Source organism: Jeotgalicoccus coquinae (assembly GCF_014207425.1).
In the GTDB taxonomy this organism is placed as follows: Bacteria; Bacillota; Bacilli; order Staphylococcales; family Salinicoccaceae; genus Jeotgalicoccus; species Jeotgalicoccus coquinae.
Genome location: NZ_JACHFF010000004.1, coordinates 179,266 through 198,242, shown reverse-complemented (window position 1 = coordinate 198,242; position 18,977 = coordinate 179,266). Strand labels below are relative to the sequence as shown.

The 18,977-nt window shown below is 40.5% G+C and carries 19 protein-coding genes; 16 read left to right on the top strand and 3 right to left on the bottom strand.

Features of this window, described 5'->3' with window-relative positions:
* The first annotated feature begins 139 nt into the window (after positions 1-139).
* From tsaE to HNR41_RS11205, 7 genes are all read left to right on the top strand, one after another.
* Entirely contained in the window at positions 140-607 is a 468-nt protein-coding gene (gene tsaE, locus HNR41_RS11235) for a tRNA (adenosine(37)-N6)-threonylcarbamoyltransferase complex ATPase subunit type 1 TsaE (RefSeq protein WP_184284703.1), read from the top strand.
* Positions 588-1,229, top strand: coding sequence for a tRNA (adenosine(37)-N6)-threonylcarbamoyltransferase complex dimerization subunit type 1 TsaB (tsaB, locus tag HNR41_RS11230; protein ID WP_184284701.1), 642 nt, complete (start codon positions 588-590; stop codon positions 1,227-1,229). Before tsaE ends, tsaB begins: the two co-directional genes overlap by 20 nt.
* Before the next feature lie 8 nt (positions 1,230-1,237).
* Positions 1,238-1,663 carry a ribosomal protein S18-alanine N-acetyltransferase gene (rimI, locus tag HNR41_RS11225; protein WP_184284733.1) on the top strand — a complete coding sequence of 142 codons (426 nt, stop codon included), beginning with the start codon at positions 1,238-1,240 and terminating at the stop codon, positions 1,661-1,663.
* Positions 1,656-2,678 carry a tRNA (adenosine(37)-N6)-threonylcarbamoyltransferase complex transferase subunit TsaD gene (tsaD, locus tag HNR41_RS11220; RefSeq protein ID WP_184284698.1) on the top strand — a complete coding sequence of 341 codons (1,023 nt, stop codon included), beginning with the start codon at positions 1,656-1,658 and terminating at the stop codon, positions 2,676-2,678. Before rimI ends, tsaD begins: the two co-directional genes overlap by 8 nt.
* A gap of 269 nt (positions 2,679-2,947) precedes the next feature.
* Complete coding sequence (abc-f, locus tag HNR41_RS11215; RefSeq protein ID WP_184284696.1) at positions 2,948-4,405, top strand: ribosomal protection-like ABC-F family protein; 1,458 nt, start codon at positions 2,948-2,950, stop codon at positions 4,403-4,405.
* Positions 4,406-4,515: 110 nt separating this feature from the next.
* Complete coding sequence (locus HNR41_RS11210; protein WP_184284694.1) at positions 4,516-4,785, top strand: hypothetical protein; 270 nt, start codon at positions 4,516-4,518, stop codon at positions 4,783-4,785.
* The gene (locus HNR41_RS11205; RefSeq protein ID WP_184284692.1) at positions 4,786-5,631 is read left to right on the top strand and encodes an MBL fold metallo-hydrolase; all 846 of its coding nucleotides are present in this window, start codon (positions 4,786-4,788) and stop codon (positions 5,629-5,631) included.
* A gap of 303 nt (positions 5,632-5,934) precedes the next feature.
* Here the strand turns inward: HNR41_RS11205 and HNR41_RS11200 are convergent, their stop codons facing one another.
* A complete protein-coding gene (locus HNR41_RS11200) occupies positions 5,935-7,851 on the bottom strand; it encodes an ABC-F family ATP-binding cassette domain-containing protein (RefSeq protein WP_184284690.1) in 1,917 nt (638 codons plus the stop codon).
* Between the two features lie 125 nt (positions 7,852-7,976).
* Here HNR41_RS11200 and HNR41_RS11195 point away from each other — a divergent pair, with 125 nt between their 5' ends.
* The 7 genes from HNR41_RS11195 to HNR41_RS11165 all read left to right on the top strand — a co-directional run bounded on the left by HNR41_RS11195 (position 7,977) and on the right by HNR41_RS11165 (position 14,660).
* Positions 7,977-8,609, top strand: a complete 633-nt coding sequence (locus HNR41_RS11195) for a redox-sensing transcriptional repressor Rex (RefSeq protein WP_184284688.1) — start codon at positions 7,977-7,979, stop codon at positions 8,607-8,609.
* A 41-nt stretch (positions 8,610-8,650) separates the two neighbouring features.
* On the top strand, positions 8,651-8,881 hold the full coding sequence (locus HNR41_RS11190; protein ID WP_184284731.1) for a twin-arginine translocase TatA/TatE family subunit: 231 nt from the start codon (positions 8,651-8,653) through the stop codon (positions 8,879-8,881).
* Positions 8,882-8,926: 45 nt separating this feature from the next.
* On the top strand, positions 8,927-9,679 hold the full coding sequence (gene tatC / locus HNR41_RS11185) for a twin-arginine translocase subunit TatC (protein ID WP_184284686.1): 753 nt from the start codon (positions 8,927-8,929) through the stop codon (positions 9,677-9,679).
* A 22-nt stretch (positions 9,680-9,701) separates the two neighbouring features.
* Complete coding sequence (locus tag HNR41_RS11180) at positions 9,702-11,174, top strand: glycoside hydrolase family 32 protein (protein WP_184284684.1); 1,473 nt, start codon at positions 9,702-9,704, stop codon at positions 11,172-11,174.
* A 127-nt stretch (positions 11,175-11,301) separates the two neighbouring features.
* Positions 11,302-12,138, top strand: a complete 837-nt coding sequence (locus tag HNR41_RS11175; protein WP_184284682.1) for a MurR/RpiR family transcriptional regulator — start codon at positions 11,302-11,304, stop codon at positions 12,136-12,138.
* 157 nt (positions 12,139-12,295) lie between these two features.
* On the top strand, positions 12,296-13,471 hold the full coding sequence (locus HNR41_RS11170; RefSeq protein ID WP_184284681.1) for an LPXTG cell wall anchor domain-containing protein: 1,176 nt from the start codon (positions 12,296-12,298) through the stop codon (positions 13,469-13,471).
* A gap of 133 nt (positions 13,472-13,604) precedes the next feature.
* Complete coding sequence (locus HNR41_RS11165) at positions 13,605-14,660, top strand: tartrate dehydrogenase (protein ID WP_184284679.1); 1,056 nt, start codon at positions 13,605-13,607, stop codon at positions 14,658-14,660.
* 50 nt (positions 14,661-14,710) lie between these two features.
* Here HNR41_RS11165 and HNR41_RS11160 read toward each other — a convergent pair whose 3' ends face one another.
* Complete coding sequence (locus HNR41_RS11160; RefSeq protein ID WP_184284677.1) at positions 14,711-16,411, bottom strand: M3 family oligoendopeptidase; 1,701 nt, start codon at positions 16,409-16,411, stop codon at positions 14,711-14,713.
* Positions 16,412-16,576: 165 nt separating this feature from the next.
* Here HNR41_RS11160 and HNR41_RS11155 point away from each other — a divergent pair, with 165 nt between their 5' ends.
* A complete protein-coding gene (locus tag HNR41_RS11155) occupies positions 16,577-17,176 on the top strand; it encodes a LemA family protein (protein WP_184284676.1) in 600 nt (199 codons plus the stop codon).
* Positions 17,176-18,021: a TPM domain-containing protein gene (locus HNR41_RS11150; RefSeq protein WP_184284675.1), complete on the top strand. Its 846-nt coding sequence runs from the start codon at positions 17,176-17,178 to the stop codon at positions 18,019-18,021. The genes HNR41_RS11155 and HNR41_RS11150 overlap by 1 nt, the downstream gene beginning before the upstream one ends.
* A gap of 48 nt (positions 18,022-18,069) precedes the next feature.
* Here HNR41_RS11150 and HNR41_RS11145 read toward each other — a convergent pair whose 3' ends face one another.
* Complete coding sequence (locus HNR41_RS11145) at positions 18,070-18,834, bottom strand: CPBP family intramembrane glutamic endopeptidase (protein ID WP_184284674.1); 765 nt, start codon at positions 18,832-18,834, stop codon at positions 18,070-18,072.
* Positions 18,835-18,977: the final 143 nt, after the last annotated feature.

The following is an 18,977-nucleotide window of genomic DNA, read 5'->3' as shown; positions in this document are numbered from 1 at the left end:
GACGTCCCGCAAGAGTAGGACGCTGCCAGGCTAAGACATATTCAAATATATGGATGCGATGAGCCGCATTGAGACCTTTCGAGGTCTCTTTTTTTGTTATATAATAGATTAATACATTATTTATTGAAGGAGTATCAGCATGCATACTTTAAAGTTAAATTCACTGGCAGATACTAAACAACTGGCTGAAATACTGGCCGGTGAGATTTCAGGGGGAACTGTTATTATGCTGTCGGGAGATCTCGGCAGCGGAAAGACAACATTCTCACAGTTTTTAGGTAAATATTTAGGTGTGAAAAGACATATGACTTCACCAACATTCAATATTATAAAATCATATAATACTAATGCTGATCTTAAACTTCATCATATGGACTGTTATCGTCTGGAAGATTCAGAAGAGGATCTCGGATTTGATGAATACTTTAACGATAGTGATATTGCGCTTGTAGAATGGCCGCAGTTCATAGCTGAATTTTTACCTGAAGATGTAATCAGTATTAATATTAACTACGAAAGTGAAAACGAACGTTTTGTTACTATAGAAGGTACAGGAGACAGTAACATAAAGATTGCGGAGGATGTTTATGATAAGTTTACTTCTTGATACGAGTAACCAGGCTTTATCAGTTGCGGTAAACCGTGACAGTAAGATGGTTGCTGAAATCAATACGAATTATAAGAAAACCCACTCCGAAACGCTGGTGGATAACATACAGAAAGTACTTGAGATTGCAGATATTAAAAAGAGTCAGCTCGACAGGATTATTGTTGCTAAAGGACCGGGTTCATACACAGGCGTACGTATCGGTATAACTGTAGCGAAGATGCTCGCAAAACAGCTCAATATTCCTGTATACTCTGTATCATCGTTATTTGTAATTGCTGTTTCCAATGGTATTAAAGGCAATACAGCACCGCTTATCGATGCGAGAAGAGCACATGTTTACGGTGCAGTGTACAATATTAAGGAAGATGATTATACTGAAGTAATTGCGCCGCAGTATATCGATTTCAGTTCTTTATCGGCTGATATAAAGGAAGCTGTTTACTTACTGAACAGCAGTGAGAAAATTACTGTCGATATCGATGAGTATACTCACGTTACACCGCGTATTTCACAGACAGAGCGATATGAAAGAGCATTAAAACTAGAGGATGCCGATCAGCTGGTACCTGATTATCTGCGCATCTCGGAGGCGGAGAGAAATTGGCAGGACAACCAGTAATCAGAGAAATGCAAATTGAGGATTTAAATGCTGTATACGACATAGAAGTCGAAGCGTTTAAAAATTCAACGTGGACGATGGAAGCTTACACGAGAGAACTTGTAATGAATAAATTTGCCCATTACTTCGTTATGGAACTGGACGGCGAAATTATCGGGTATACAGGTATATGGCTTGTTGTGGACCAGTGCCAGATCACTACAGTTGCAGTCGCTAAAAAAATGCGAGGCAAAGGCTACAGTCATATTTTAATTGAATATATAAAAGATTTTGTAAAACCGCAGGCGGATATTGTCTCACTTGAAGTCAGGGTGGATAATACACCGGCAATGAAACTGTATGAAAGAAACGGTTTTAAATACGGCGGGGTACGTAAGAATTATTATGGAGAAGGGCTTGATGCACACGTGATGTGGGTGAATCTTAATGAGTAAGGATATTAAAATACTCGCAATAGAAACGAGCTGCGACGAGACTGCAGCGAGCGTCATTCAAAATGGTCATGAAATATTATCGAATGTAGTGGTAAGCCAGATAGAAAGTCATAAAAGATTTGGCGGCGTAGTGCCGGAAGTCGCATCCCGTCATCATGTCGAAGCTATTACACATGTTATAGATCAGGCTTTAAAAGATGCTGAGCTTGAACCTTCAGACTTAACAGCAGTAGCTGTAACAGAAGGTCCGGGGCTTATAGGTGCGCTTTTAATCGGTATCAATGCAGCGAAAACTTTTGCATTTGTACATGATCTTCCACTGATTCCTGTACACCATATTGCAGGGCATATATACGCAGCACAGCTTGAGAAGCCGCTGGTATTCCCGCTTATCTCACTCGTTGTGTCAGGCGGTCATACAGAGCTTATATACATGAAAAATCATATGTCATTTGAAATTATCGGAGAAACGAGAGACGACGCAGTCGGAGAAGCATTCGATAAAGTCGCAAGAGTGATTGACCTGCCGTATCCGGGTGGTCCGCATATCGATAAGCTTGCACAGACAGGTGAAGATACATTTGATTTCCCGAGAGGGTTAATGAAAGAAGATACGTTTGACTTCAGTTTCAGCGGATTAAAGTCAGCAGTCATTAATAAACTGCATAACTATAATCAAAAAGGAATTGAAGTGAATAAGAGCGATGTAGCAGCGAGCTTTCAGGCAAGTGTTACAGACGTACTGACAGCGAAAACATTCGCAGCATTGAAGGAATACAACGTTGAAAATCTCATTATTGCCGGCGGTGTTGCAGGCAACAGCGAATTACGCAGCAGATTTACAGAAATGTGTGAAGAAAAGAAAGTTAACCTGCAAATACCGCAGCTTAAATTCTGTACTGACAATGCAGCAATGATCGGTGCAGCAGCATATCATTTATATGAGAAAAATCATCTGGCTGATTTAAAACTTAATGGCCGGAACTTTATCGATATAGAAGAATATACGTTTTAACATATACTTAAGAGTATATATTCACTATTTATTGTAGTATAATAAAAATAAATAATCTAAGGAGGGCATAACATGATACCGCGTATTTGGAACACACTTTTGAATTAATAATTTAATAAAAAATTCAAAAGTCTTGTTCAAACTATATTTATACACGGGAGAAGTATGTCCTTTTCTAAAAATAAAATTTACGTTTGAGACAGCACAGGACTGTCTCTTTTTTTGTGCAGAAATATAGTTTGCAGGCCTGAAATGGAGTGCAGATTATAATGAACGAACTAACTTTAAAGTTAAAAAATATATCAGTAAGTTTTGGCAATAAAGATATCTTTGATATTGAAAATATGTCAGCTTATATGAATGACAGAATTGCAATTACAGGAAACAATGGTGCAGGTAAATCGACACTGCTTAAAATAATTGCCGGCGATTTTAACGACTTTACCGGTGAAGTTCAAAGAGAAACAGAGTTTAATTATTTAAGTCAGACAGGAGAAAGAGACGAAAGCACTGATGACTATATGGACTACGAAATGCTCAGCCGGATGAATGTGCCTGAAAATGAAAACCTGAGCGGCGGAGAAGAAACAAAGCTCAGACTGGTCCAGACACTTTCTGATTATAAAACAGGGCTTCTGCTCGATGAACCGACAACGCACCTTGACCATGAAAGTATAGAGTACTTAATCAGAGAGCTGGAGTATTACTATGGCACATTAATATTTGTCAGTCATGACAGACATTTTATTAACAGTCTGGCGACTAAAATCTGGGAAGTCTCAGATGGTACAGTAACAGAGTATACAGGAAATTATAATGACTACGAAGAAATTAAGAAACAGGAGAAACTTGAGCTGGAGCGTGAGCATGCAAATGTATTAAAAGAAAAAGACAGAATGAATGCTGCGATCAATAAGCAAAAAGCCAAAGCAGAGAAAATGATGTCAGGCAGTAAGGGTAAAGGACAGGATATTAAGCCTGACCGCCTGTCGAGTTCAAAGCAGAAAGATACAGTGCAGAAACAGGCGTTTAAAACAGCAAAAGCAATGGAAAGCCGGATGGAGCAGCTGCAGGAAACAAAACTGCCGGAAAGCCGGGAAGAACTGGAATTTCCACTGTCTAAAACAATGGAGCTGCATAATAAGTTTCCGGTGATGGGACAAAATGTTACGATTCAAAGAGGAAGTAAAATACTGCTGGATAATGTAAGTTTTCAATTTCCGCTCGGACAGACAATAGCAGTGACAGGAAACAACGGGACCGGGAAGTCGAGTTTCCTTGCAGAATTAGTTATTGAAGCAGAAGGCTTTGATATTTCGCCTAAGGTGACTATCGAGCAATACAAACAGATGGATTACAAACTTTACGGCAATGAATCCACAGTTCAGTTTTTAATGAAACATACAGAACTGCAGGAATCCGTCGTCAGAAGTATGCTGGTCAGCCTGGGTTTTAGTCCGTATGAGGTAATGAAGCCTGTGAGCAAACTGAGCGGCGGTGAGGCGACAAGAGTATCGTTGGCATTAATGTTCGTTAAACCGTCCAACATTATTATATTGGATGAACCGACGAACTTTATCGACCTTGGAACGATTGAAGCACTCGAGAAATTTATAAAAGCATATCAGGGAACGATAATTTTAACATCACATGACCGTTTTTTTGTGGAACGTACAGCAGATTTGATTTATAAAATTGAGGATAAAAAATTACAGCAGATTAAATAACGATTATACTACATTTATGAACTATTTGAGGAGTGAAAAAATGATTATAAACCCGATCAAAAAAACTCAGGTATTATTTAACAAATTGAAGCAGACGGAAGATAAAGAAATTGGGAAAAGATATTCGGATGCCAATCAATTATTACCGAATTGCAACTGTCGTCACAGATATAGATGAAGTTAACGGATTCTTAGATGATTTTTATATACGAAAATTTATGTGGACAAGTAAGAACAGTCTTAAGCTCACTTCGCGGGCTTTGAAAAAACTGTATGATTTTTTATATGAAGCGGGAGAAATCAGTGAAGAGGATTTGAGTCTGGTGAAAGGGAATATCATAGAGAGTACAAAAGAAGGTATAGCATATGAGGTTTTATAAATGGTCAGCAGTATGAAATACGGCGATGATTATAAATTTCTGCCGGTAACGTCAAAAGAGAACGGTAAAGGAATCGAGGTACTTTCCGATTTATATCAATACACAGTACAAATTGTGAATGTGATTTTTTACGGCAATCCGGATGACAATCAGTTCGTACTAATAGATGCAGGCATGCCGAAATCTTCCGAAAAAATTATTGAAGCGGCGAAAGAACGATTTGGAGAGAACAGCAGACCGAAAGCGATTATTTTAATACACGGGCACTTCGATCATGTCGGTGCAGTAATAGAACTTGCTGAATACTGGGATGTTCCTGTGTATGCACATAAATTGGAACTGCCGTATCTTAACGGTATGGAAGATTACCAGGCCCCGGATCCTTCAGTTGACGGGGGAATGGTGGCGAAGATGTCGCCTGTATTCCCGAAAAAAGGAATTGATATAACAGCAAGGCTTCATGAACTGCCGGCAGACGGCAGTGTACCTTATATGCCTGATTTTGAATGGATTCATACACCCGGTCATACTAAAGGGCATGTTTCTTTATATCGAAACAAAGATAAGGCACTGATTGCAGGAGATGCATTTGTTACGGTGAAACAGGACTCCTTGTATAATGTAATGACTCAGGAAAAAAATATCTACGGTCCGCCGAGTTACTTTACTCCAGACTGGGAAGCAGCGAAAGCTTCTGTTGAGAAACTGGCATCAGTAAGTCCTGAAGCGGCAATAACAGGACACGGCCAGCCGATGATGGGGCAGGAATTGAAAGATGAACTGAGTAAACTCGCAAATAACTTTGATGAAATTGCAAAACCGGATTCCGGTAAATATACAGAATAATAAAAAGAGCTGAAATTTTTCAGCTCTTTTTATTATTAATCGAACGTACATACATTTAATAATACGTTTGATACATTATGCGTTCTGTCAATACGGAACGTACGTTTTGTCCACAAATTGTGGATAGTTTGTGGGTAACTTATCATAAGTTGTGCATTAATCTGTGGATAACCTTGTGTATAACTGTGAAAAATGTGGATAAATCACGAAAGGTGCGGTTATCACTGCATTTCTAATGTGGATAACTTTTTATTGTAAAAGTCTACTTTTGCCCGAACACTAAGTAAATTTTCTGTAAAAATATTAAAAATCAGCGAGCAATTCTTCTGCTTCTGCCCATTCAGTCATCAGTGTTTCAAGTTTAGCGTTAATTTCCTGCAGTCTGTTATCCAGCTCCTGGGCTTTTTCATAATCATTAAAGACTTCCGGTGCGACCAGCTTATCTTCAATCATCGTCAGTTCAGTTTCCAGCGTCTGTATTTCCTGCTCAAGTTTTTCACTCTGTTTTTTAACGCGTTTTAATTCATTGCGGCGCTGTTTTTGAGCTTCATAGTCAGAGACATTTTCTTTCTTCTCTTCTACTGACTCAACAGGTGTTTCCATAAACTCAGCTTCTTTTTTCTTATGCTGGAAATAACTGTAATCACCATCGACCATCATCACTTTGTGCGGTTCGATTTCCATGATACGGGTTGCGATTTTATCGATGAAATAACGGTCGTGGGAGACGACGATAATCGTTCCCGGGAAGTTCTCGAGTGCCGTCTCCAATACTTCCTTGCTGTCGATATCCAGGTGGTTGGTCGGTTCATCCAGGATCAGCAGGTTGTTTTCTTCAAGCATCAGTTTAGCGAGCTGTATTCTCGCTTTTTCGCCGCCGCTTAATGAATTGACCTGTTTCATAACTTCATCCTGTGTAAATAAGAAGCGGCCGAGTATTTTTCTGACGTCGCTTTCTTTCATCTCGGGATATTCTTTCCAGAGTTCTTCAAGTACATTATTCTGAGATGTAAATTCAGCCTGCTTCTGATCGTAGTAGCCGATTGTTACGTTTGTTCCGTACTGAATATTACCGGCAAGTTCCGGAATGATTTTTGCGATTGTTTTTGCAAGCGTCGATTTACCGATACCGTTTGGTCCTAATATTGCCAGGCGGTCTCCCTTATCCACATTAAATGATAAGTCGCTGCGGAGTACCGTATCATCGTAGCCGATGGACAAGTCTTTCAATCTCAGTACATCGTTGCCGCTCTCACGTTTAATGGTGAAGTGGAAGTCAGCACTCGAGCGGTCGATGAACGGCCGGTCCATGCGGTCCATCATTTCAAGCTTTTTCCGGCGGTCTTTCGCCATGCCGGAAGTGGATGCCCGTGTAATATTTTTCTCGATAAACGTCTCGAGTCTTTTGACTTCACTCTGCTCCCGCTCATATTGTTTCATTCTGAGACGGTGTGTTTTCTCTTTTTCTTTCACGTAGTTTGTATAGTTAGTGTGATACAATGTCCCGCGGTGCAGTTCGATTTCATAAATCTTATCGACGGTGCGGTCCAGGAAATAACGGTCGTGACTGATAATCACCACTGCACCGTCATAGCTCTTCAAGTACTGTTCGAGCCATTCAACAGTCGCCATATCCAGATGGTTGGTGGGCTCATCGAGAAGGAGCAGGTCGGGTTTTGTTAACAGCATCTTACCAAGAGCAAGACGGGTTTTCTGGCCGCCTGAAAATTCTTCAACTTTACGGTCAAGATCAGTTTCAGTAAACTGCAGACCGGTCAGCACGCTTTTAATCTGTGCATCGATTGTATAGCCGTCCTTATGCTCGAATTCAAGCTGTATATTTTCATAACGTTTAAGTTTTTCTTCATAGTCCGCATGCGTGTGCTCATGCTCGCTGAGCCAGGCAGCAATTTCCGCCATATCGTCGTTCATTTTAAGTATATGTGAGAACGGCTTCTGCATTTCATCACGGACAGTTTCATTGGATTCCAAAGTCATCTGCTGGGCAAGATAACCAAGTGTCACATTTTTCGGCATGCTGATTGTGCCGCTGTCGTAAGTGAGTTCGTCAGCCATAACTTTCATTAACGTACTCTTGCCTGCGCCATTTTTTCCGACGATACCAAGCGTTTCTCCGGATTTTACTTCGAGATCCAGATTTTCAAAAATTGTATTCGTTCCGTATGCCTTCGAGACATTCCCCAATTGTAAAAGAATCATTACGTCTACCTCATTTCACTCTTTAGTTTACACGAAAAACCGACATAATTCGACCCGATAAACCGGTGCGACGCTATATATATTATGTTATAATAGAGCGACTAGAAATATAGAGGTGAAAGGGAATGTCTAACAAGAAAAAAATCCCTAATGCAACTATGAAACGTCTACCGCTTTATTATCGTTACTTCAAACAGGAAGAGAATAATGGTAATGATAGAGTTTCCTCGAAAGAAATTAGTGAAGCATTAGACATTGACTCAGCGACTATTCGCAGGGACTTTTCTTATTTTGGAGAATTAGGCAGAAAAGGTTACGGATATAACGTCGGCAGCCTGCTTAAGTTCTTTCTGGAACACATCCAGGGAAACAATGTAAAAAATGTAATTCTTCTTGGTGCAGGTAATCTTGGCAGTGCGTTATTGAACTACAAATTTGCAAACATTCATGATAAAATGAATGTAGTTGGCGCTTTTGACAGCAATCAATCATTAGTAGGAAAAAAGATTAATGGTATTAATATTTTCCATACAGATGACTTAGAGGCAATCATACAGCAGGAGAACGTTGAAGTTGCAATTATGACTGTGCCGATGGAAGCTGGACAAGAGTCCGCAGAACGTTTAGAAAAAGCAGGGATTAAAGGCATTCTTAACTTTACACCTATCCGGCTGAGCACTGGTCCTGATGTGACTGTACACAGTATTGACTTAGGCGTAGAGCTGCAGGCACTATTTTTCCAGATGAAAAATAAATAGGAGGGGTATTCATGATAGAAGTTCTTTTACCAAATACATTAATGGCGGTTACTCCAGTAAGTTTAATCGTTATTGCAGTTGTAGCACTTATCATTTTCGGACCTAAGAAACTTCCGCAGTTCGGTAAAGCCGTCGGTTCTACATTAAAAGAATTCAAAGACGCTACTAAAGGTCTTGCTGATGACGATGATGACGAAGAAGTAAAAGTCAGCAGAAAATCAGATGAAGAAGCAAAAAAAGAAGAACCTAAAAAAATTGAATCAGAAGCATAAATGAGAGGGTGGCGAAAGCCGCCTTTTTTTAAAGAGGTGATTTAAATGGCCGATGAGGAAAAAGAGTTTACCGAGCATTTTGAGGAACTCAGAAAGCGATTATTGACGGTAATGTACTTTTTTACAGCCGCACTGTTTGTCGGTTTTTACTTTTCAAAACCGTTGATTTATCAATTACAGAATGCGCCGTGGACAGAAAATGTTCAGATGCACGCATTCCAGATTACAGATCCCATTAAAATTTATTTAATTGTTATTGTGGCTATTGCCTTTATTATAATTTTACCGGTTATTATGTATCAGCTGTGGGCATTTATCACGCCGGGACTATATGAAAAAGAACGAAGTATGACATTGATGTACATACCTGTAGTGATGGTTTTAATGCTGGGCGGTCTGGCATTCGGCTACTTTATTGTTGTACCTTATATTATTAAATTTACATTCGATTTATCAGCCGAAATGGGAATAGAAGCAACGATAGGAATTAACCAGTATTTCGGTTTCCTGTTCAGAACGATCTTACCGTTCGGTTTTATATTCCAAATGCCGGTCTTAACATTATTCCTAACACAGCTTGGGATTATTACACCGATGTTCCTTAAGAAGAACAGAAAATATGCATATTTCATTATGTTTGTGCTGGCAGCGATTATCGCGCCGCCGGATATTATGACACACTTACTGCTGACGGTACCAATGATTATTTTATATGAAATCAGTATTCATATTTCAAAAATAGGCTACCGCAGATATTTAAAAGCAGAGCAGCAGCAATTGGAAGACGAACTGGAATAAATACAGGAGGTACTGGACATATATGCCAAAAAAACTTGAAGAAATTTCGCGTGCAGAATTAGACGAATTGGTACAGGCAGCTGATGATTCGAAGTGGAAACAGGTATATCATGTTCAGCCGCCTTTTGGATTTTTAGGTGCACCGACAGGATTTAACTATGTAAATGGTATTTATCATTTATTTTATGAATGGTCACCGGACAGTGATTCAACAGTAACACCGGACAGTAAATACATATATCATGCTACTTCAAAGGACCTCGTTACATTTCAGAATGAAGGCGTAAAAGTCAGACCGGATTCGCTGTATGATGCAGAGAACATATTCGGCGGCAGTCTGTCTAAAGTGTTTAATGAGGTCAGCTTTTTTTATACAGGTGAACGTCTGAAAAGCGATGAACTGCTGACAACACAGCTCGGCGGTTATATGAATACCGACGGGAAAGTAAAGAAGTATACGTCACCGCTGATCAGAAATCTGCCGCCGGGTTACACGGAATACTTCCGTAACCCGTATGTGACAGTAATAGACAGGGAAGTAATAATGTTACTCGGTACGATGAACAGAGAAGAATTTGGTCGTGTGGTAATATACCGCGGTCCGTCTGTTGAAGAATTACGCTTCGACGGAGAGCTGGATACAGGTTATAAAGTGTTCGGACACTTATGGGAACAGCCTGAGTTTTTTAATCTGGATACGGATTCAGTTCTTATATTCAATGCGAGAGGGCTCGATAAATTCGATACTAATTTCTGGAATATATATCAGTCGGGTTATATGATTGGTGACTTTGAGCGGCGGAGAAACTATTTCATCCATGATGATTTCTATGAGTTCGACGGCGGCTTTGATTTTTACCGTCCGGCAACGACTGTTGATGAAGACGGCAACAGAGTGCTGATTGCCTGGATGGCAGCAGAAGAAAGCGGTTATCCATCACGGGTGGACAGAACAGTCAATGTAATGACAATTCCGAGAGTGCTGACAATCGACGGAGACAGAATCCGACAGCTGCCTCATCCGAACCTCGAGAAACTGCGCGGTGAAGCGATTACGGCAGAAGGATATTTTAAAGAATATCCGACGAAACTGACAGCGTTTTACGGTGAAGTATATGAATTGATTATCGATATAATTGAAAATAATGCATCGATACTTCACATATATCTGCGCAAAAATTCACGTCATGAAACAAAACTTATTTACGACAGTGAACAGCGTTTACTGACGCTGGACCGGACATTCAGCGGTGAAGAAATCGAGAATGTAGACGGCCTTGTGCGCAGTATTAAATTGGACGAAGCGCTGCAGAACATGAGAATTTACGTGGATCAGTCGAGTATCGAAGTATTTATTAATGACGGTAAATATACGATGACCTCGAGAATTTTCCCAAGCGACAATGCAACAGGACTTGAGATGGTTACTGAATTTGGAGACTGCCGTGTCCAGCTGACGCAATATCCTCTTCAGTCCGGACAGCGGTGTGAATAAATCGAAAAATTAGATAGTTTTAAAAATACGTATAATAAACTGTAACAATATATTACGGAAAGTGATATAATTACACCATATTATTCATATCGAGAATCAACATAACAGTAAAAAGAGGTGGTTAATTATGTTTTCTGTACTTAGTCAGATTAATAAAAGACTGGAATATATGACACCGGTCGAACAGCGTATCGCAAACTTTATGCTGGAAAACCCTAATAAAGTCATTAATATGCCGGTTAAGGAAATTGCCAGACACTCATCGACGAGTGACGCAGCAATTGTGCGTTTTGCCAAAAGAATCGGTCTGCAGGGAATTAAAGAATTAAAAGTGGAACTTGCAAAAGAACTGCACACGCTGGAGCAGGAAAAAATTTCACGTGTTATTGATATTGAAGAAGATACCCATGCAGACATCTTTGATAAAGTATTTAAAAATACGATTCAGGCACTGTACAACACTGAAAAAATCGTCAATCGCAAACGTATGCAGGAAGCCGCACAGCATATAGTTAAGGCGGACAATACATTTATCTTTGGAGTCGGAGATTCCGCAAACGTCGGACATGACATGGAACAGAAATTACACCGTGTGAACATCAATGCGTTCTTTACTGCTGATAAATATTTATGTATGACACGATTAACGAACGCGAGACCAAATGACGTACTGTTTGTAATTACTTTATCGGGTAAAACACAGGAAGTAATTGAAATCGTCAAACTGGCTAAAAAATTAGGTGTAATGACAATTATTCTGACTCAGAACCATTCATCAATTGCGAAGAGAAACTCTGACATTGCACTTGAAATTACTGAAGAAGAAACAAACATTCAGTATATGAATATGACGAGCCGTATCGCCCAGCATATTATTTGTGATGTCCTGTTTTTCTACGTATGCAAAGAACTCGGCTCAAGTGCATATGACACAATTATTAACACGTATGATATGACGCATTAAGTATAATTACATAATAATACGCGAATATTAAGGTTATGTAACAACTTTGATATTGTATAGAAATGCTCTCTGCCATCAACTATAATAAATTGTACATTAATGTGAAAAGACCGTTAAAATGTATAATTTATTTCAGGATGCGTGGAGGGGAATAACAATGCGAAAATCAAAAATTAAAAAAATGAAATTGGCATCTGTACTGCTGCTGTCAACTGTACTACTCCCTAACATTGCTTATGCTGACGAAGAGATAAATGAAACTATTGAAACCGAAACATACACAGTTCCGGAAGAGGTACAAAATACAAAAGAAACAGATCAGACAATTAATGAACAGGAAACTGAGACAACAGAGAACGCGGAAACATCTGTAACAACAAAAGGTGAAGCGGCGACTCAGGAAGTAACACCGGAATCAGATACTTATAATAATGATATAGACACAGATACAGGTACAACTTCAGAGAACGTACAGGAAGAATCAACTGAAGGCGGCGGAGATTTACTGCAGCCTGCAGAACCTGATCAGCAGACGGGACTGTCGGAAGAAGAGCCGGCAGAATCCGAAGAGCAGCTGACAGAAGATGAAACTGACGTGCCTGAAGAAGACGAATCACAAGTATCCGGAGGAGAAGAAGAGACTCCTGGTGATACATCAGAAGAAGCAGAAGGTAACACTGAAGCAAACCCGGAATATGATAGTGAAACAATAACAGACGAGACTGCACCTGAATCATCTGAGACAGATGGAGCCTACGGTGACAACACTGAAGACGAAACGGATGTAGCCGAATTGCCAATAGAGCAAATCGATCCGATTGAAACAGTGGAACCTGAAGAGACAGAAGGCACTGAAATTCAGCCGGAAGAGTGGTATGAACAGACTACTGAAGAAGAGAGCACAGTAACATCACAACCATCTGAAGACGTTGTTGAAACGGCAGAAGAAGCAGTAACTGAAAACGCTGAAGCGAAACAGGAAACTGCAGCAACTGCAGGAACAGGCAAGAAAAAACTGTACCGCTATGACTACGGCGATATTTTAAATGGAATATCATTCAGTGAAGAAAGTATTACTGAAGATTTATCAACACTGGATCAGAGAGTTACGCGTGTAATGTCTTCAAAAATTATTGAAGAAAAAAATTTAACAGAAGCACAGAAACTGGAACTTGAAGAGAAAGTGAAAGCTGAAGAGACGTCCTCGTACGATGAGAAAGAACTTCCGAATACGGGAGAAGCGGATTCGACTAACTATGCATTTGCAGGGGTTCTGACGATATTCGGTGCAATATTATTATTTATGAGCAAGAAATTAAAAACAGATAACTAATAGATGATTGATATCTATAAATTTGAGGCCCCGGTGAATTTCGCTGGGGTCTCTTTTGTATTCAGTGTTATAATGTTTTTATCAGTATTATTCAATATTCTGAAATTACATACATAAACATCGGGGTGAAGGAATGAAAACATTAAAAATCGCATCTATTCCAGGTGACGGGGTCGGCAAGGAGATTATGCCTGAAGCAATTCGCGTAATGGAAAAAGTCGCAGATGTTCACGGCGGTCTTAAGTTTGATTTTGAAGAGTTTCCATACAGCTGTGATTACTATTTAAAACACGGTGCAATGATGCCTGAGGACGGTATGGATCGTCTCAGCCAGTTCGACAGCGTGTTTTTAGGTGCTGTCGGTGATGCTTCCAAGGTTCCGGATCACATTTCATTATGGGGTCTGCTGCTTAAAATACGTCAGGAGTTCCAGCAGGAGATTAACATCCGTCCTGCGAAATTACTGAAAGGTATTAATTCTAAACTTGCAAATCCTCAAGATTTCGATATCGTCGTTGTCAGAGAGAACAGTGAAGGGGAGTACAGTTCTATCGGCGGGCGTATTTTCCACGATGATAATGAAATCGCGATTCAGAACAACGTCTTCTCTAAACGCGCAACGAAACAGGCGATGAACATTGCGTTTGATCTTGCATCGAAGCGTAAAGGTCTTGTAACAAGTGCAACTAAATCCAACGGGATATTCCACGCCATGCCGTTCTGGGATGAGATTTTTGACGAGATTTCAGCGAAGCATCCAAATATTAAATCCGAGTCCAAGCACATCGATGCACTGGCGGCTTATTTTATTACACACCCGCATGAGCTTGATGTGGTTGTCGGCAGTAACTTATTCGGAGATATCTTATCGGATGTTGGTGCAGCAATTATGGGAAGTATTGGTGTCGCGCCTTCTGCCAACTTAAATCTGAATGGTAAATATCCGTCAATGTTCGAACCTGTACACGGATCTGCGCCTGATATCGTCGGTAAAGGCATTGCCAACCCGATCGGTCAGATCTGGACTGCCAAGATGCTGCTCGAGTTTAACGGTGAAGCAAACATTGCTGAGCACCTGTTAAAAGTCATTGAAGCTGTAACCGCTGATGGTTATCAGACGCCTGACCTCGGCGGAAAGTACAAGATGACAGAAGTCACAGATGAAATTATTAACAGATTAGGTAAATAAGAATATAAGAAATCCCGCATGAATTTAATTCATGCGGGATTATTTGTGTTTTAAAGTTTTTTATCGTCGATAGAGTTCAGATAAGCATGAACTTCATCGATTACCGTTTCAAGAGAGCCTTCTTCAAACGGAGATTTCAGTTTAGCCAGCTCTACGAGTGAGTTGAACGGCAGCGAGCCGCCGACTTTACATAGTGCCAGGTAGTCAGCCCATGCGCCGTCGAAGTCTTCTTTTGCACGTTTCCAGAACTGCAGCGCACACACCTGAGCAAGCGTGTAGTCGATATAGTAGAACGGTGCGCCAAAGATATGACCCTGCTTGTGCCAGAATGCACCGCTTTCAAGCGGTTCGATTCCGTCATAATCAATGTGCGGTAAATATTTCTGTTCGATTTTCTTCCATTCCTGGCGTCTTTGTTCAGGTGTAAGATCAGGATTTTCATAAACTACATGCTGGAATTCATCGACAGCGACTCCGTACGGCAGGAACGAAATTGAGTCAGCCATATGAGAGAACTTAAACTTGTCAGTGTCTTCTTTAAAGAATAACTCCATCCACGGATAAGTGAAGAATTCCATGCTCATCGAATGAATTTCCGCTGATTCATAAGTCGGGAATGCATATTCAGGCACTGTCAGATGACGCGACATATACGTTTGGAATGCATGTCCTGCTTCGTGAGTCAGTACTTCAACATCACCCTGTGTACCGTTAAAGTTCGAGAAGATAAACGGTGCTTTATAATCTGCAATCATCGTGCAGTAGCCGCCGCCTTCTTTACCTTTTTTAGCTTCAACATCAAACAGGTTGCGCTCAGTCATAAACGTATAGAACTCATCTGTTTCAGGTGACAGTTCTTTATACATCTCCGCGCCGTTTTTCATAATGTCTTTCGTTTTGCCTTTAGGTGTGGCGTTGCCTGTAATAAATTCAAAGTTGCCATCATAGCTCTTCAGCGAATCGAGTCCAATACGCTCAGCCTGACGTTTTTTCAGGTCAGTAACGATCGGCACTACGTACTCTTCAACTTGTTTTCTGAACTTCTCAACCATTTTACGGTCGTAGTCGATACGGTTCATACGGATATATCCAAGTTCAACGAAATCTTTGTAGCCGAGTGTTACCGCGATTTCATTTCTTGTTTTGACAAGCTCATCATAAATATTATCTATTTCTTCAAGGTGTTCACCCATAAAGCCCTGTACAGCAAGTGATGCTTCTTTTCTTATATTACGGTCAGGGTTTTGAGTGTAAGGTGTGAATTCGGACAGGTTTAACTTCCTGCCGTCAAATTCTATTTCAGCTGAAGCAAGCAGTTTGTCGTACTGCGTCGCCAGTTTATTTTCTTTTTGAAGCAGTGATTTGACTGAAGGGTCAAAAGTTTTTAAAGCATTATCCGACAGTTTGAAAAGCTGTTCCCCAAAACGAGCTTCCAGTTCATCGCGGAATTTACTTGTTGTGATTGCTTTACGGTAGCGGTTCGTAATTTCCGTGAATGACGGGTCATTCTCATCGAAGAAATTACGTTCTTCATCGTAGAATTTATCGCGTGTATCGATTGATGAACGGATTGATGCCAGGTTGGCCATTGTATCCAGATGGTCAAATTCTGTGTTTAGTTTATCGATTACAGTAACCTGTGCATCTGCGGAGCCGGCAGCATGGAATTCCTTAAGCAGCGAATCCACAGTTTCTTCAAATTTTTCTAAATCCGGACGTTCATATTTAAAATCTTCGAACTTTGTTACCATGATAAAATTCCCCCTTAATGGTCTTAATACGTATTTTAGCATAAGGATTAAAAATTCTGTTACAAATATGATAGTGTGGATAGTAATAATCTGCTGAAATTGGGGTAATATATAAGAGCAATGTCTTATGACTAAATTTAATACTTAATGAAAAGGGGACACACAATGAAAAAGTTACTTATACCGATTGGTGTACTGATTGCGGTAATTGTTATTATCGCAATTATGATCGTACCGAGATATAACAGTCTCGTTAATCTCGATGAAGAGGTTAACCAGAAACAATCGCAAATTGAAACGCAGCTGCAGCGACGGGGGGATTTAATTCCAAACCTTGTAAGCACGGTGCAGGGCTATGCTTCTCATGAAGAGGAAGTATTCACTGATATCGCTGACGCACGTTCACAGCTTGCAGGTGCAGGCGGGGACGTTGAAGAAATGGCTGAAGCCAACAACGAGATGACAAGTGCGTTATCACGACTGTTGGCAATTTCCGAGAACTACCCTGAACTGCAGGCGAGTGAACAGTTTACAGGTTTAAGAGATGAGCTTGCAGGTGCGGAAAACCGTATCGCAGTTGCTCGTCAGGATTACAACACAGCTGTTCAGGAATATAACCGCAATACAAGAACATTCCCTGGTAACATTATCGCAGGAATATTTAATTTCGATGAAAAAGCTTATTTCGAAGCGGATGAATCTGCACAGGATGTACCGGAAGTGGAATTTAATACTAACCAAGATGATTCAGATGGTGGAGAGTAATGCAAAAAAACTTTGTTTTTACAGCTGTCGTACTGAGTGTATTACTGTTCAGTACGCCTGTAGAAGCAAGAGTGGATTTGCCGGCGCTCAATGAAAGTCATTATTTTGTGCAGGATAATGCAGGTGTACTCAGTGACAGTGCAATTAATGAACTTAATGACAAGGGTACACATCTTGAAGAAGGTACAGGTGCCGAACTGCTCTTAATGACAATGGATTCGACTGGGCAGGAACATCGCCAGGATTTTGCGCTCCGTGCACTGAGAGAGTATGGTGTCGGTAAGACAGAGAAAGATAACGGTATAGTTATTCTTTTGAATCTTGATAACGATAATGAGTTTAATAACCGCGGTATCGAAGTGCAGGTCGGCTACGGTGTTGAAGGATATTTAAACGACGCGAAAGTCGGACGTATTATCGATAATGTTGCATATGAAGATTTAGTTGCCGGAAATTATGAAACGGCACTGATTAATCTGTATAACGCATTTTATGAAGAATCTTTAACAGCGTACGGCTATGAAGACGGTGAATTTACCCGAGAAGAACCGGCAGAAGATACAGAGACCGGCCAGAATGACAGTATATTTGCAATTATAATCAGGCTGGGGATATTTATGGCAGTACTTTACATTATTTATAAAATGGTATCAGGCGGCGGAGGTTCCGGTGGATCCGGAGGCTCGGGCGGCAGACGCAGAAGAAGCGGCGGACCGGTTATATTCTTCCCTCCAGGCGGGGGAGGCGGATTTGGCGGCAGCTCAGGAGGCGGCTTCGGCGGCGGAGGATTCGGCGGGTTTGGCGGCGGCTCCGGCGGAGGCGGCGGTGCAGGACGCGGATTCTAAACTGAAATAAAAAAATTCCGGGGAAGATTCCCCGGAATTTTTATTTTTTTACATAAACAATGAAATTACAGCATTCAGCTGGTTTTGAATTTGTTCCGTTTCTTCTAAAAAGTCTGCGAAGACTGTCTGCAGCAGTACGACAAGTCCATTCATAATAATATGAACCATAATCGGTACAAACAAACGTCCGGTAATTACATATAAGAAACTGAATACGTAAGACATCGACAGATAAATCAGAATATGTGTGAAATCAGCATGTGCAACTGCGAATATTAATCCACTCACAAGTCCTGCAACTAAAAATGCGAGTACTTTCCTTGATCTGCTGCCGCCGGGAATTATTTCGTAAATCTCGCCGAATATAGCTCTTCTGAAAACGTACTCTTCAATAATCGGACCGAATATTACAACGACCAGAATCATCCACGGAGTGTCAAAGATCATGTCGACAATATCTGTCGTATTCTGACTTTCAACCGGATTACCGAGAACATATATATTGATAAGACCGGCAGCAATCTGTGACATGTATGCAAGGAACACACCGCCGATAATCCATACTGTTGTAAGAAGACCGTCGGATTTGGAGCCGAGTTCAATTCTGTTTTTATTCTTATGCAGATTGCCGATAAGAATTACGATAACTGCACCAAGTGCGAATGTAACGACCTGATACGGCATCAGTTTTTCAACGAGTTCGCCGGGCCCGATAGAAGGGTCCATAGATGTGAAAATTAAGCCGACCGGGAGCAGTGCAAACTGCACTGCCAAAAATGTTAGGATAATTAATAAACTGTATACGCGTCTCACGATTAAACCTCCAATAATCAATAGTTTTATCTTACATTAAAAAGAGGAAACTCAAAAGTAATACAGTCTTATTACTTGCAATTTTGACCAACTTTGATTATTATAATTATTGTTAGCACTCAATATTGATGAGTGCCAAATTA

Coding starts and splice junctions, on each gene's coding strand:
- HNR41_RS11170 (WP_184284681.1), top strand. CDS start 12,296: ATGCGAAAATCAAAAATTAAAAAAATGAAATTGGCATCTGTACTGCTG.
- tatC (WP_184284686.1), top strand. CDS start 8,927: ATGGCCGATGAGGAAAAAGAGTTTACCGAGCATTTTGAGGAACTCAGA.
- tsaE (WP_184284703.1), top strand. CDS start 140: ATGCATACTTTAAAGTTAAATTCACTGGCAGATACTAAACAACTGGCT.
- HNR41_RS11200 (WP_184284690.1), bottom strand. CDS start 7,851: ATGATTCTTTTACAATTGGGGAATGTCTCGAAGGCATACGGAACGAAT.
- rimI (WP_184284733.1), top strand. CDS start 1,238: ATGCAAATTGAGGATTTAAATGCTGTATACGACATAGAAGTCGAAGCG.
- HNR41_RS11155 (WP_184284676.1), top strand. CDS start 16,577: ATGAAAAAGTTACTTATACCGATTGGTGTACTGATTGCGGTAATTGTT.
- HNR41_RS11175 (WP_184284682.1), top strand. CDS start 11,302: ATGTTTTCTGTACTTAGTCAGATTAATAAAAGACTGGAATATATGACA.
- tsaD (WP_184284698.1), top strand. CDS start 1,656: ATGAGTAAGGATATTAAAATACTCGCAATAGAAACGAGCTGCGACGAG.
- HNR41_RS11160 (WP_184284677.1), bottom strand. CDS start 16,411: ATGGTAACAAAGTTCGAAGATTTTAAATATGAACGTCCGGATTTAGAA.
- HNR41_RS11180 (WP_184284684.1), top strand. CDS start 9,702: ATGCCAAAAAAACTTGAAGAAATTTCGCGTGCAGAATTAGACGAATTG.
- HNR41_RS11165 (WP_184284679.1), top strand. CDS start 13,605: ATGAAAACATTAAAAATCGCATCTATTCCAGGTGACGGGGTCGGCAAG.
- HNR41_RS11190 (WP_184284731.1), top strand. CDS start 8,651: ATGGCGGTTACTCCAGTAAGTTTAATCGTTATTGCAGTTGTAGCACTT.
- HNR41_RS11150 (WP_184284675.1), top strand. CDS start 17,176: ATGCAAAAAAACTTTGTTTTTACAGCTGTCGTACTGAGTGTATTACTG.
- abc-f (WP_184284696.1), top strand. CDS start 2,948: ATGAACGAACTAACTTTAAAGTTAAAAAATATATCAGTAAGTTTTGGC.
- HNR41_RS11205 (WP_184284692.1), top strand. CDS start 4,786: ATGGTCAGCAGTATGAAATACGGCGATGATTATAAATTTCTGCCGGTA.
- HNR41_RS11195 (WP_184284688.1), top strand. CDS start 7,977: ATGTCTAACAAGAAAAAAATCCCTAATGCAACTATGAAACGTCTACCG.
- tsaB (WP_184284701.1), top strand. CDS start 588: ATGATAAGTTTACTTCTTGATACGAGTAACCAGGCTTTATCAGTTGCG.